This is a genomic window from Candidatus Saccharibacteria bacterium, assembly GCA_016699895.1.
Lineage (GTDB): Bacteria > Patescibacteriota > Saccharimonadia > Saccharimonadales > Saccharimonadaceae.
The window spans coordinates 107,796-121,110 of the sequence record CP064991.1; the positions used below are offsets into that span (position 1 = coordinate 107,796).

The 13,315-nt window shown below is 47.0% G+C and carries 16 protein-coding genes, 3 tRNA genes and 1 other RNA gene; 6 read left to right on the top strand and 14 right to left on the bottom strand.

Features of this window, described 5'->3' with window-relative positions:
• Nucleotides 1–308 precede the first annotated feature (308 nt).
• From IPL44_00555 to rplT, 4 genes are all read left to right on the top strand, one after another.
• Entirely contained in the window at nucleotides 309–1,802 is a 1,494-nt protein-coding gene (locus tag IPL44_00555) for a YifB family Mg chelatase-like AAA ATPase (protein ID QQS17535.1), read from the top strand.
• Nucleotides 1,803–1,888: 86 nt separating this feature from the next.
• Nucleotides 1,889–2,407, top strand: coding sequence for a translation initiation factor IF-3 (locus IPL44_00560; GenBank protein QQS17536.1), 519 nt, complete (start codon nucleotides 1,889–1,891; stop codon nucleotides 2,405–2,407).
• Entirely contained in the window at nucleotides 2,385–2,579 is a 195-nt protein-coding gene (gene rpmI, locus IPL44_00565) for a 50S ribosomal protein L35 (GenBank protein QQS17537.1), read from the top strand. The genes IPL44_00560 and rpmI overlap by 23 nt, the downstream gene beginning before the upstream one ends.
• A gap of 46 nt (nucleotides 2,580–2,625) precedes the next feature.
• Entirely contained in the window at nucleotides 2,626–2,970 is a 345-nt protein-coding gene (gene rplT / locus IPL44_00570; protein ID QQS17538.1) for a 50S ribosomal protein L20, read from the top strand.
• 78 nt (nucleotides 2,971–3,048) lie between these two features.
• Here the strand turns inward: rplT and rnpB are convergent.
• The 3 genes from rnpB to IPL44_00585 all read right to left on the bottom strand — a co-directional run bounded on the left by rnpB (nucleotide 3,049) and on the right by IPL44_00585 (nucleotide 5,129).
• An RNA gene (rnpB, locus tag IPL44_00575) (RNase P RNA component class A) lies at nucleotides 3,049–3,394 on the bottom strand.
• 31 nt (nucleotides 3,395–3,425) lie between these two features.
• Complete coding sequence (locus tag IPL44_00580; protein QQS17539.1) at nucleotides 3,426–4,280, bottom strand: reverse transcriptase-like protein; 855 nt, start codon at nucleotides 4,278–4,280, stop codon at nucleotides 3,426–3,428.
• Nucleotides 4,281–4,457: 177 nt separating this feature from the next.
• Nucleotides 4,458–5,129, bottom strand: a complete 672-nt coding sequence (locus IPL44_00585) for a site-2 protease family protein (protein QQS17788.1) — start codon at nucleotides 5,127–5,129, stop codon at nucleotides 4,458–4,460.
• Nucleotides 5,130–5,243: 114 nt separating this feature from the next.
• Here IPL44_00585 and IPL44_00590 point away from each other — a divergent pair, with 114 nt between their 5' ends.
• Nucleotides 5,244–5,465, top strand: coding sequence for a 50S ribosomal protein L28 (locus IPL44_00590; GenBank protein QQS17540.1), 222 nt, complete (start codon nucleotides 5,244–5,246; stop codon nucleotides 5,463–5,465).
• A 68-nt stretch (nucleotides 5,466–5,533) separates the two neighbouring features.
• Here the strand turns inward: IPL44_00590 and IPL44_00595 are convergent, their stop codons facing one another.
• The 7 genes from IPL44_00595 to IPL44_00625 are packed head-to-tail and all read right to left on the bottom strand — an operon-like array spanning nucleotide 5,534 to nucleotide 10,463.
• Nucleotides 5,534–6,157, bottom strand: a complete 624-nt coding sequence (locus IPL44_00595; GenBank protein QQS17541.1) for an MBL fold metallo-hydrolase — start codon at nucleotides 6,155–6,157, stop codon at nucleotides 5,534–5,536.
• Nucleotides 6,158–6,172: 15 nt separating this feature from the next.
• Nucleotides 6,173–6,793, bottom strand: a complete 621-nt coding sequence (locus tag IPL44_00600) for a transcriptional regulator (protein QQS17542.1) — start codon at nucleotides 6,791–6,793, stop codon at nucleotides 6,173–6,175.
• Between the two features lie 59 nt (nucleotides 6,794–6,852).
• Nucleotides 6,853–7,311, bottom strand: a complete 459-nt coding sequence (locus IPL44_00605; protein QQS17543.1) for a hypothetical protein — start codon at nucleotides 7,309–7,311, stop codon at nucleotides 6,853–6,855.
• Nucleotides 7,274–7,723, bottom strand: a complete 450-nt coding sequence (locus IPL44_00610) for a hypothetical protein (protein ID QQS17544.1) — start codon at nucleotides 7,721–7,723, stop codon at nucleotides 7,274–7,276. The genes IPL44_00605 and IPL44_00610 overlap by 38 nt, the downstream gene beginning before the upstream one ends.
• Nucleotides 7,702–8,016: an MGMT family protein gene (locus IPL44_00615; protein ID QQS17545.1), complete on the bottom strand. Its 315-nt coding sequence runs from the start codon at nucleotides 8,014–8,016 to the stop codon at nucleotides 7,702–7,704. The genes IPL44_00610 and IPL44_00615 overlap by 22 nt, the downstream gene beginning before the upstream one ends.
• Nucleotides 8,016–8,615, bottom strand: coding sequence for a hypothetical protein (locus tag IPL44_00620; GenBank protein ID QQS17546.1), 600 nt, complete (start codon nucleotides 8,613–8,615; stop codon nucleotides 8,016–8,018). Before IPL44_00620 ends, IPL44_00615 begins: the two co-directional genes overlap by 1 nt.
• A gap of 3 nt (nucleotides 8,616–8,618) precedes the next feature.
• Complete coding sequence (locus tag IPL44_00625) at nucleotides 8,619–10,463, bottom strand: threonine--tRNA ligase (GenBank protein ID QQS17547.1); 1,845 nt, start codon at nucleotides 10,461–10,463, stop codon at nucleotides 8,619–8,621.
• A gap of 65 nt (nucleotides 10,464–10,528) precedes the next feature.
• Here IPL44_00625 and IPL44_00630 point away from each other — a divergent pair.
• Nucleotides 10,529–10,605: transfer RNA gene (locus tag IPL44_00630), tRNA-Val, on the top strand.
• Between the two features lie 478 nt (nucleotides 10,606–11,083).
• On the opposite strand, the gene IPL44_00635 is transcribed toward IPL44_00630, so the two are convergent.
• The 4 genes from IPL44_00635 to IPL44_00650 form a co-directional block, all read right to left on the bottom strand.
• Nucleotides 11,084–12,724 (bottom strand): hypothetical protein, encoded by a 1,641-nt coding sequence (locus IPL44_00635; GenBank protein QQS17548.1) that lies wholly within the window; start codon nucleotides 12,722–12,724, stop codon nucleotides 11,084–11,086.
• Nucleotides 12,725–13,096, bottom strand: coding sequence for a hypothetical protein (locus tag IPL44_00640; GenBank protein ID QQS17549.1), 372 nt, complete (start codon nucleotides 13,094–13,096; stop codon nucleotides 12,725–12,727). It abuts the gene before it with no gap.
• A 10-nt stretch (nucleotides 13,097–13,106) separates the two neighbouring features.
• Nucleotides 13,107–13,181, bottom strand: a tRNA-Gly gene (locus IPL44_00645).
• Nucleotide 13,182: 1 nt separating this feature from the next.
• A tRNA-Thr gene (locus IPL44_00650) sits at nucleotides 13,183–13,259 on the bottom strand.
• Between the last annotated feature and the right edge of the window lie 56 nt (nucleotides 13,260–13,315).

The window sequence follows — 13,315 nt, forward strand, 5'->3', positions numbered from 1 at the left end:
GAAATAAATATGACACCACTTCTGCCTATTTCGCGTCAGCAGAGCGATGGCTACCTGATAATTAGGCGGCTAGCGCGTAAGCAGCTTGTGGCGCAAAGAAAGACTTTACGTCAGCGGCAAACGCTTGTAAACGTGTTTTTACACTTATTCTGATGGTAAGTAATCAACTACTCGCAAATTAACCTGTTAAATTCCATCCGTCGAAGCTAATTCAGCCCCACGAACTCCTTTATTATATCATATCTCGTCCACTAGTCAAAGCATTGGCGCATTAGCTAAACTACTGATAAACTGCTATAATTAAGCTTATGATTGCGCGAGTCCTCACCGCTGTGCCAATCGGCTTTGACGGCCAGCCCGTCACCGTTGAGTGCGATATCACGAAAGGCCTGCCCGCCTTCGTCATCGTCGGTCTCGCTGATAAAGCCGTAGCCGAGAGCCGCGAACGAGTCAGATCTGCCATTGTCAACTCTGGATTAACCTTCCCCGCTAAACGTATCACGATCAATCTCGCGCCAGCTAGCATTGCCAAGGAAGGCTCCCACCTAGATCTGCCAATAGCGATTAGTATTCTAGTGTGTAGCGGGCAGCTAAAACAGAAAGATATTGACGGCATCATGGTGGCTGGCGAGCTATCGCTGGACGGCGAATTACGCCAAACACGTGGTGCAATCCTCATTGCCGAGGCTGCCAAAAAAGCCGGCTGTCGAACAATTATTTTACCAAAGCAAAATGCCGCCCAAGCAGCCCTCGTTGATAGTATAGATGTTGTCGGAGTTACTACATTTACAGATACAATCATGTATTTATTAGGTGAAAAGACTATCACACCCACTACCTCGAATTTAGGCTCGGGTCTCGCCACTAACTACCCGTCGATTGACGAAATTCGCGGCCAAGAAACCGCCAAACGAGCCCTCGTTGTAGCTGCCGCTGGTCATCATAATTTGTTGTTCACTGGGTCTCCTGGTGCCGGCAAAACCATGCTGGCTAGAACCCTACCCGGACTATTACCCGGCCTAGGTCGCGAGGAGATGATCGAATCAACCAAGATTCATTCCCTAGCCGAAGAATCGATCGAGGAACTAGTACATCAGAGACCGTTTAGGTCGCCGCATCATACCGCTTCATTCGTTTCTCTCATAGGTGGTGGCAACAAAGTGCGGCCTGGTGAAGTCTCCCTAGCTCATAACGGAGTCTTGTTCCTCGATGAAATCCCCGAGTTCCCGCGCTCCTCACTCGAAGCCTTACGCCAGCCACTTGAAGACCGAGTCGTCCATATTTCCAGAGCTAGCGGCAAAGTTTCCTACCCTGCTCACTTTATGCTCGTCGCCACAATGAATCCTTGTCCTTGTGGGTATTTTGGTGATGACAAAAAAGCTTGCACCTGCTCACAGCAGATGATCTTGAACTACCAAAAACGCCTCAGCGGCCCGCTCTTAGATCGTATCGATATGACGATCCCAGTCGCGAGAATTGATCGCAAAGAGCTATTCACAGATAGAGCTGCCGATCGTAGCGATCGAACTAGCACTTTCCGAGAATCTATCGCTAGCGCCCGAAAAACCCAGATGATACGTCAGTCAAAGCCAAACTCCGCCCTCAGCAACAAGGAACTTGAAACATACGCCCACCTCACCGACGAAGCCAAACGTATGCTACTAACCGCCTCTGAAAAATTGAACCTCTCAGCCCGTAGCCACTTCAAAATCATAAAAGTTGCTCGCACTATCGCGGATCTCAACAATCACGAATCTATCGAGACCTCTGACATGGCTGAAGCGCTGCAATATAGGCATTGATTACCCCTTGCGTATCCCTGAAAAATTTGCTACAATTGTTCCGTTAAAAGTTAATTCAGGTAAGGAGCCATATAGCCAACCAATCGGTGCGAATCAATGGTGAGATCCGCGCTTCGCAGTTACGTGTCATCGGTGCAAGTGGTGAGCCACTCGGGATTATGTCTCGATCAGCCGCCCTCGATGTCGCGCGCGACGCTGGACTTGACCTGGTAGAAATTTCACCTAACGCTGAGCCGCCTGTTGCCAAAATCGTTGACTGGGGTAAATACCAGTATCAAAAGATGAAGGAACAACAGCGCAACAAAAAGAGCGCGCGTACGAGTGAGATCAAGCAGATGAGGCTGGGACTCAAGATCGGTCAAAATGATCTTGATATCAAGCTACGCAAGGTTCGCAAATTCCTATCTGACGGCGACAAGGTTAAAATCCAGGTTGTATTTAAAGGTCGAGAAATGGCACACCCAGAAATCGGTCGCAACATATTGGATAAAATCTTGGAAAGTCTGTCAGACGTAGCAATCGCCGATCAAAAGGCAGTCATGGCTGGTCGCAACCTGAGCGTAATGATAAGGAGTAACCCTAATGCCAAAACTGAAGACGCATAAAGGTACAGCTAAACGTATTCGCGTAACCAAATCTGGCAAGTTAATGCGTGAAAACGCTGCAACCCACCATAAATTGTCTACCCAGACAAAGCGTGGCAAACGAGCCAAGAGTGCTGATAGCCAAATCACCGGCAAGGCTGCAAAGAATATTCGACGCGCAATCGGCGCGTAGTATCAGAGATAATTATTGTAATTTTAACTACATAGGAGTTTAGAACATGAGAGTAAAACGAGGCGTTACCGCCAGAGCCAAGCACAATAAAGTGCTCAAGCAAGCCAAAGGGATGAGCCATAGCCGAACCCGATCATTCCGCCTAGCACAACAGGGCGTAATCCGCGCTTTGCAATATGCCTATCGTGATCGTCGCAACAAAAAACGCGATTTTCGCAATTTATGGATCACCCGTATCAACGCTGCTGCACGCAACAACGGTACAACCTACTCGCGATTGATGGCTGGACTCAAGGCCAACAACATCAATCTTGATCGCAAGGTGCTGGCTGATCTCGCCGTCCGTGAGCCTGAAGCCTTCGCAGCTATCGTCAAGACCGCTACGAAATAATCTGATCGCATCTATTACAGAAATAGCTCAGTAACTAGCTACTGAGCTATTTCTGTATGTAAATACCTGAGATACTGAGGTGCCAGACCACCGATAAGCCGGGTTCTGTCGTGAACGACCATCTATCTACGGCTACTGTTACCAGTAGTCTCTAGCGGGTTATAACGGCCGGTTGGCGAGCAGCCAATGACCCGACCTCCTTGCAGCCGACAGGGTTTACCTCCTTCGCATGTCACCATACGTTGCTGTGCGCTCTTACCGCACTCATTTCACCCTTACCTCCGAAGAGGCGGTATCGTTTCTGTGGCACTTTCCCTAGGGTTACCCCCGGTCGCCGTTAGCGACTGTCGTTGCTCTATGCTGCCCGGACTTTCCTCTTTTCATACCGCTTTCGCGATATGCCAGCGGTCGTTTAGCAATCTGGCCTCTCTATTATACCAGACATAGTCCAGAAATCAGGCTTGGTTATCGTCTAGAATCTTATTCACCAGTCCGTCTGCCATGCGGTTGTATTCCCGATGAACGTGGTGAAACCGTATCTTGTCGAAACGCACCATCAGCTTCTTAATCCTATTGTAGACTTCTCTAAATTCTGGATTCTTGACCGGGAATAGGCCATTGAGCTGGTTAACCACCATTAGGCTATCACTACGAAATTCGACTCTCCTAACATTGATCTCGAGGGCTTTCTCGAGGGCTAGCTCGACAGCTATATATTCGGCCATACCGCTATCGCTACGCCCCAGGAATTTTCCGCCCTGCGCCACAATATTCTGATTCTCATCCATAATCAGGAACGCCGAAGCCGACGGTCCGGGATTGCCTCTCGATCCTCCGTCAGAATACAAGACCATCGTAGCGCCCGAGTCATCGGTATCATCTATCACTATTCCCTTGCCCGAGCTACGTTCGGCATTCATATATAGCAAGACTTCCGTCGAATTAGTGATGCGATCTCGTTGTATATCTGACAATGATTTCCAGATGTAGTGATCGTATTCATCGTCTAAACTGACTCTAGGAGTTTGTTCAGATAGCCTCACCTCGTACAATATGAATATATACTGCAGCTCTCTATCGTCGGGATCAATATAGCTAATCACATCATGCAAATAAGCCGTCTCAGGATAAATCCCCACATGAATCTGTAGTGATCGTTTCAAAGCATCGATCGGCTGCTCACCTTTATGAATCGAGCCACCTGGCAATTCATAAAGACCGTCGATTGACGGTCGTCCGCCAGCACGTCGAATCAGCAGCACCCTGTTTCGCTGTGGTATGATTGCTCTGACTACAACTTTCTGTTTCATGAATTCCCACCAACTATAATGACTAGATGCCCTGCGTTGCAGATAGAATTTCCTTGACTACGCAAGGGGGTGCCCGCATCAATCGACCACGGCCGATTGCAATATTGAGCTCCCATTCTACGATTCGTTGGAAATCATATGCAGCCGCAGAGCAATACCATTATAGCACTCCAGCACCTATATAGGCAAAACCGCTATGAATAATTTCAAGATAAAATCTATGATTGTACCCAAAATATTTCCTATCAAACCGCTCGCCAAAAACACTATTGCAAACACCACTATTATCCCCATATTCTCTATGGCTTGCATGGCTTTTTGGACTGGCTCTGGTGCAATAGCATAGAGTAATCGCGACCCATCGAGCGGTGGAATTGGCAGCATGTTGAATGCAAAGAAACCCAAATTTACCATGATACCAGCGCCTAGGAATGTTGACATGGTATCGTTAGTCATGAGAATCGTATCGCCCACAATCGTCATATGACCACTGAGATAGGCTGCAACGAAAAATAAAAATGCTAGCACGAGGTTAGTGAGCGGCCCAGCCACGCCAACTAGTGCAGCGCCCCATTCGCCGCCTTTGACCCTATCAGGTCGAAACGGTACTGGCTTAGCGCCACCGAATATTGGAGTGCTGTGCGTTACGCCGTTCATAATAACCAGAAGGGCTGGCAACGCAATTGTCAGCACTGGATCGATATGCTTGATCGGATTGAGCGTCAAACGACCATGTTCTTTGGCGGTGTTGTCGCCGAGCCAATAAGCCGTTAGTCCATGCATCAGCTCGTGCAAGACCATAGACCCAAATACTACTGCTAGTACGATAAATAAATAGGTAAAATCAATATCCATTGCCCTATTGTACCAAATATGCTTGTGATTTTACTAGCCGAACACTTGACCAAAAGAGATAAAACATATATAATGTATCGGAGTTTTTGAAAAAAAGGAGTCACCATAATGGCATCACGATGCGATATCACAGGCAAAGGCAAGCAGTTTGGCAATAATGTCAGCTTTTCGATGCGCCATACCAAGCGAGTTTTCAAGCCAAACCTACAAAAGAAGACTTTTGTCGTCAATGGCAAGAAAGTTACCCTGACGGTAGCAACCAGCACCATTCGCACCCTAAAGAAAAAAGGGTTTGCAATACAGAGTGCAGCACCAGTTGCTTCGAAATAATATTCGTCTGCAAAAAGAATATCGCCCCTCGTGAACGAGCGGCGATATTTTTATACAGCTATTTGTTACTAAGCGGTCCGCGCTAGCTCGACAACAGTCAACGATTCCGGCAAGCTACCGAGACCCTTGGCTTTGAAAATGTTGGCTTTCTCGTGATTGCCGCCCATAGTTTTAACAAACTCATCGACTGGCTCTTGTGGCACGTCGTATTTAATGTGTGCATCGGCAAAATGGGTTGGTATCACAACTTTCGGAGTAATTTGTCGCACAATAGTAGCCGCATCGCGAGCATCTAGCGTATATCCGCCGCCGCCAACTGGCACCACCACGACATCAATTATACCTAGTTCTTCTAGGTCATCGTCGCTGAGTGGCGCATCAGTATGACCAATCACAGCTACCCTGGTACCATCACATTCCAATCGATACATGGTCGAGTTCTTGCCTGCTTCATCAGTATGGAGATGAACTGCAATACCTTTGACTGAAATATCATTGTGTTCGTACTCACCGGGCATGTCAACAATAAAGCCTTTTTGTTTTTCGGCCCACGAATTGCTCCTAGTTAACAGTATGATCGTTTCAGGATTATTAACTTCTTTGACAGATGACTCTGATGTAGGATCTACAACAATTATTGTTTTTTTGCACTTTACAACCACACAGTTTTCGCCACGATATTCAATATCCATTCATTAACCTTTCTTTTAACTATTGTCCGAATCTTGATGAGCTTTTTCCGCAGACAGCAGGCCCTGCTCATCTATCACAATTTCCTTTTTACAGCCAAGCAAGTCAGTAATGAAACGATCTTTGACGCTCAATCTATAATAGAAGTCGTTGAAGCTCATAGCGGTGTACGACAAGCTAGTTCCGTTCTCGCGCTCGAGCGATTTCATCAGATTCTTGAGCTTGATTGTACTAATATCATCACCAGCGATCAGCACGTCGATGTCGCTGTCCGAGTCGTGAACCAACTTGCCGGCAAAGATCGCCAGTTTGACGTCACCGAGCGCTGCTAGTTTCTTTGCCCAGGCCTTGACCGAGACTTTTGTATCACTAGCAACTGCCCCGTCATTAGAAAACATCGTTTTTAGCGGCTCGTAGAATTTATAGCTAGTATCAACCTCGTAATATAATTTATTATCGACAGTATCACCTTTGATGATACCTATAGTCACTAGATTTGCTAGCTCGCGACGAACACTATTAATCTGCTCGCCAATATCACGGGTGATCTCTCGGACATAAAAAGCCCTACCCGAGTTGTTTAAAAACAGATTGAGTAACTTGATACGTGTTTTTGAACCAAATAATGAGTCTATCATATATTTTTCCTCTGTTAAATATTATATCACACTGCGAGGAATTATGAGAAATTTTGTATTCAAGATCGGCCAAGAGCTTTCACAACGTAGTCACGCACCTGATCAAGCGGCAGCCACGTGATATAGTTATTGCGCCTAAACCAGGTGAGTTGTTTTTTAGCGAGTTGCCTATCGACTGTTACGATTCGATCAATGAGCTGCTCCTGAGTAGTAATATCGCCGCACAAAAATTTTTGAACTTCGCCGTATGAGTTGCTATGGAATATCGGTTGATCTCCATAATTAGCTATCAAATTCTGCGTCTCACCTACCAAGCCTGCTGCTAGCATTTCCTCAGCTCGCAGCCTCATTCTAGTTTCTAATGTTTCTTTATATGTTGTTATTCCAACAACGATAGTATTGGTAAGTGGTCGCTCTAGGCGCTTTCGATTGATTTGGCCTTGCTCTAACGCCCGGATTAAATGACGCTTGTTTTTATCGTTATGCGGTAGCTCCAAATGTTGTTTTTTTATCATCATTATCAGATCGCCTACCATCTTTTTCTCTAGTTCTCTGCGCGCTATAGTCGATCGATTGTGGAGTTATTTCATAATCAAATATGACACTATCGACATATAAACCCGAGCCGCCGACGAGAAACGGTATGTTGCCTCGACTACGGATGTCAGCTATCTTTTCCTTGGCAAGTTGTTGAAAATTCCACAACGTAAATTCTTCGTCTGGATCAACTAGGTCAATCAAATGGTGCGGTATATCGTCCATCTCCTCGGCTGTAGGCTTGGCTGTGCCAATCGTCATACCACGATAAATAGTCCGGGAGTCAGCACTAATTATTTCGCCACCAAATTCTTTGGCTAGACTGACTGCTAGCCCAGTTTTGCCGCTAGCTGTCGGACCAACAATAACGATTAGTGGTTGCTCGGTAGCCATCGACGCTCCTTGAAATCAATAATCTGAAAGTCCTTTATTTCGAAACCTTCGGCCTCTAGGGCTAATTGATGGCCACGTTTACCGCCATAGTAACCCGATGCTAGCCCGCCAAATCTATTCACCACCCTGTGCCATGGCAGCTCAGTCGGACCAAAGTGGGCAATGCCCCCGACTATTCGAGCAGCATTGGCGTGACCAGATAACACCGCTATATCGCCATATGTCATAACTCGACCTGTTGGAATCTGCGCCACTAGGTCGTAAACACGTTCGCGAAAATCAGATTCTGCCATTATAGAGCCTCGAAATAACTAGTTACCGCCTGCCAATCACGGCACTTCACCACCCGATCTGGCACATCAACTGATGTTTGCCACGGATATCCGCCGAACAATATTGACCGAATCCCTGCCTCATGAGCACCGATACAATGTTTCGGTTGATCATCAACTAAAAAGTCAGCTCCTAGTGACAACAACTTGTCGGCCTTCGTTAGAAGGTGTGAATCTGGCAAGTCGCGTCCATAAATGCCGGCGCTATGAACTTCAGCTATCAAGCCTGGATAATTCCTATCAAGCCATCGCTCGGTAATGTCTAGTAGACTCTCTCGACGTGACGTGACAGCTATGAGAGTATACCACGACTGCAGCTTTTCTAATGCTTGGCGCGCCTCGGGAATAGGTGTAAACGTTTCAAAATTACCCGAGTACATGAATTCGGTCCAGCGCCGATTAGCTTCCTCGGCATCAACTTGCCACATCTCAGACATTCGCTCATTAAAATCATTCAGCGTATGTGCGTGTCCCCATGTTGCATTGCCATAGTCTACGATCGTCTGGGCCGTACATGACAAGACGTCATCAATATCGAGGGCAATTATTGGCTTTTTCATAATCTAGAGCGACGATTTAGCAACTCGTGACCGCGATTCATTGGCTATCGATTTAACGAGCTGTTCCGGCGCAAATTCGGTCTCGGAACGACCTTCTACTGCGATGTCAGACCGAACGCGCAGTGGCAATTGCCCGCTAGTGGCTTCCTTTTCACCGACTACGACCGAATATGGCACTTTCCAAACCTCAGCATTACGAATTTTCTTGCCCACCGAGTTATTACTATCATCCAGCGTGGCTCGTACACCGTACTCTTTCGCTAGGTCTAGCACCTGTTCGGCAAAAGCATCGATCGTCGGGTCGTCTTTGACCTTGATAATACGTAGTTGTTCCGGCGCACACCAAACTGGGAATCGACCCGCTGTATGCTCGATAAACACGCTCAGGAACCGCTCGATCGAACCGAGTAATGCGCAGTGAACCATCACTGGTCGCGCCGCCGACCCATCCTCAGTTGTATATTCCAATTCAAATCTCTCGGGCTGCACAAAGTCAATCTGTATCGTAGCTACCTGATGCTCGCGACCAATGGCATCAGTAGCCATGAAATCGATTTTTGGACCATAAAACGCAGCTTCGCCTTCGGCCTCGAAAAAGTCTAGCTCATTTTCGACAGCTTGCTCACGAATGATGTTTTGCGCTCGTTGCCACAACTCTAGATCTCCGAGGTATTTATCGCTAGCATCACGAAAACTTAGGCGAGCTTTTAGCGGCATACCGATAACATTGCTGTATATTGTGCGAATATCAGAAATAAGCCCAGCTACAACCCCACCAATCTGATCGTCGCGACAATAAGCATGGCTGTCATCTTGCGAAATCGAACGTACGCGGCTCAAACCGCCGAGCTCACCAGTTTTTTCATCTCGGTACACCGTAGTTGTTTCGAAATATTTAATCGGCAGATCACGATAACTACGAGGTTGACTAGCGTAAATTTGATTGTGATGCGGACAGTTCATCGGCTTCATTGCAAACTCATCAGATGTCTCCTGGCTTTTCACCAAAAACAGCTCGTCACCAAATTTATCCCAGTGTCCAGAAACTTTGTATAAATCAGTTTTAGTAATATGAGGAATCGAAACTCGTTCAAATCCAGAGGCATAGCGCAATGATTCGGCAAACTTCGTTAGTTCATCACGTAAGACCGTACCACGAGGCGTGAACAGTGGTAAACCTGAACCGACAAGTGGCGAGAATAGAAATAGGTCGAGCTCTTGGCCTAATTTGCGGTGATCGCGCTTTTTGGCTTCTTCGAGCATGGCTAGATACTTATCTAGTTCCTCTTTGGTCGCAAAAGCTACCCCATATAATCGTTGCATTTGTGGATTGTTTTCTTTGCCGCGCCAGTAAGCACCAGCTATACGCATCAGCTTGAACGCACCCACTTCGCTAGTATTAGCGAGATGCGGTCCACGACAGAGATCTGTAAAATCACCGTTCGTATAGAATGAGACCGATTCAACCTTTGAGCCATCACTCGCATCGAGACCGAGCTCCTCGACATCCAGATCTTTTGCCACGGTCGTACCAGCGCGCTTTAGATCATGTAGTAGCTCTGTCTTATAGGGCTGATTCGATTGACTAGCCCACTCGATCGCCTCGTCTATCGATTTATCACTGCGGACAAAGTCTTGGTGTTCGGCAATAATTTTGCGCATCGTCGACTCAATCTTTGGAAAATCCTCGTCAGATATCTTGGTTTCGCCCAGATCGATATCATAATAAAAGCCATTTTCAACCACTGGGCCTACGCCTAGTTTCACCTCCGGCCAGAGCCGTTTTACCGCCGCAGCCATAATGTGCGCTAGGCTATGTCGCATCGCAAATAACGTATCTTTGTCCATATTCTCCTTTCTCTTGTCTCTATTCTACCATTTTGTCAAAAAGTTTGATATACTAGGGATAATGTGGGTCGGTAGCTCAGTTGGCTAGAGCGCGTCCTTGACGTGGACGAGGTCCGGGGTTCGAGCCCCTGTCGACCCACCAATCTTATTAAAAGTCGCCCTTTCCGGCGGCTTTTTTTGTTGCCAAATTGACCTGAAATCCACAATTAGTTGTCAGTTTTCCACATAAAATTTCGTTGTTTCGTAGATGACAGCTGCCCATTTTCACCCCTGTCATAATATAGTTATCCCTAGTTTTCCACCGATTTTTTTACAATATTTCACGTAAAATATACCGCCTGTGATATAAAGGAACTAGACCCTAGCACTTGACTTTATTAGCCAAGTTTGATATAATCATATGCGCAATGAACAACAGTTCTAGCAAACGAGGTTCTAACACCTCAAAGCTATCACAGTTCCACATTTACTACGAAGGTATCTAAGGAACGTAAAAAACTTTAGCTTAGACAGTTTTATCCCGCCCCAACCGGAGAAATCCAAAGAGGCGGGTTTTCTTTTACCCCGCCTTCTACGCAGCCCTTGTTGGCAACTACGTATCGAAAATTAGTTGGCTAACCTTATTTCTTTATAGCTTTTTCGGTAACGTCAAACTTTTCCATGTATTTGCCGAGCAATAATTTAGTTTGCGCCGTGTAGGCGCTGGCACTGCTGTAGACGATGGCGTTTACCGGCATCAGCACCCATTGCAAGACCATCATGATGCCTTTGGCCTTGCGGTAGCGCCTAGGGCGCCGAGGTAGCATGGTCAGACTCACAAACACCGTGATCAACAAGCCCACGATTGCAACCTGTTGAATTCGAGCCACTACTAGCGGTAGGTCGTTAGCAATAATCGTACGATGCGCCGCCTCAGAGTTCAGATAGAGCGGCACCCAGGCGCCTAGCGCTACAATCGGCGCAATACAGGCCTGAGTTACGTGACTATCGAGCAGACGGAAAAAACGCGTCCACCCCGCCCAGAAACCTACCTTTCGATCCTTTTTCAGTAGTAATCGAGCTACGTACGGCACATCCGAAGCTCCGTAGGCCCAACGGCGCAACTGTATGAACTGGGCTTTCAAGGTTTTTCGATACGTCTCGGACAATACCGCATCCTGCCCAACACCAATTCGCAGTGGTATAATCTCGTAGTCGCCGTCAAAATGAAAATAGCTACGCCAATATTGATGTCCGTCTTCGACGATAGTGCGCGTTGACCAAAAATTCATACTTTCAAGGGCTGCCATGCCTTGCGCATGCGAGGCAAAATTCCGTAGCGTATGCGGTCGCATCGTGCTAATCACGTTCCAGAATGAGTTACTAGCGGCAATCACGCGCATCGGCGCTGGCGCATCCCAGATATTATTAGTAAACATGGCGATCGGCTGGAACGAAGCTCGTTGGCGATTTGGCGTCATGATCCATTCATAGGTCAGATACGAAAAGTACTTGAGATCGGGTCTGTTATCGCAGTCAAGCGTTGTAATGATAACATCATTAGAGTCAATCTTTTTCTTTTTCAGATAGCTTGAAAATTGCTGACCAGCGAACGTGATGTTGCCGCCCTTGCCCACCACTTCGTCTGGCAGGTCGGCCGGATGCTCAAAGGCCATCAAATCGCCAAATTTACCCTTGAAATTAGCCTTGGCAGCAGCTACTGTCTCCTTGGCCGCCGCGCCACCACGAGCTTCATAGGCAATCACTACGAACAAATGTTTGGGATCGTAGTCGCTGCGATAGACCGACTCTAGTGTTGGACCGAGCACATCGTAGCTTTCATTATAGAGCGCGATGATAACCCCGTGATAAATCTGATCTGGCTTGGGATAATCTTCACTCTCCTCTGATAAAACTCGTAGATTATCGACGTGATGCTCTACGCCGTAACTGCGGCGTTCTGGCGCGTTCCGACGCAGCTGATAATACTTGTCTGGATCAGATAGTTCGTGGAGCCACTTGGCCCAGTCAATCCGCCGGGTATTACGCATAATAATCCTACCCTGCACAGTTCTATAAGCTATACCGAGCGATCGAATAAACATTGCGAGCACGATCGCAAGAATATACACCGAAGCCCAGAGGGGACTGATCATACTGAGAACGATCAGTAACATAATAGCGCCAAACGACAGTATTGCCGGCAACATCTCAAAAAATCGGTACTGGACAGTGCGTTTGCCGTGCCTACTTTTGAAAAGTGGTATCTCGATATCTGTCATCTATTGGATTCCTGCGACGCGCAAAATTGCTGCTATCAACACGATAGCTACCGCGAGAACTAATATAGCTGTCCACAAAAAGCTGAGCGCCAGATGTCGACCCTTGATCCCCAATAATTTGAGACTAATGAGGCTATTCATCACAAAAACTACCACGCCAAAGCCGATGAAATTAAACAAATAGATCCAATCTGATCTGAAATATTGCTTTTCAGCGAAAGCGCTGTAGCGTACTGGCACCTGCAGCTGATTAGTATGAATATATAAACTGGCAATAATAACTAGTGTAATTATCTGCACAAACATAACACCCCACAGTGCGATAAAGGCGCGACTATGAGAGGCTTCTTTGAAAAGTGATTTGAGTTCCATAATGTGTTATTGGTGCGGGTGCAGAGAGTCGAACTCTGATTCCGGCCTTGGGAAGGCCATGTAATAGCCGTTATACGACACCCGCATGGAGCCACCTCGGGGATTCGAACCCCGGACCCCCGCTTTACGAAAGCGATGCTCTAGCCAACTGAGCTAAGGTGGCGAACTCGTGAATAGTATAGCAGAAACCAGCCTCTAGTGCCACTGGTTGATCCCCCT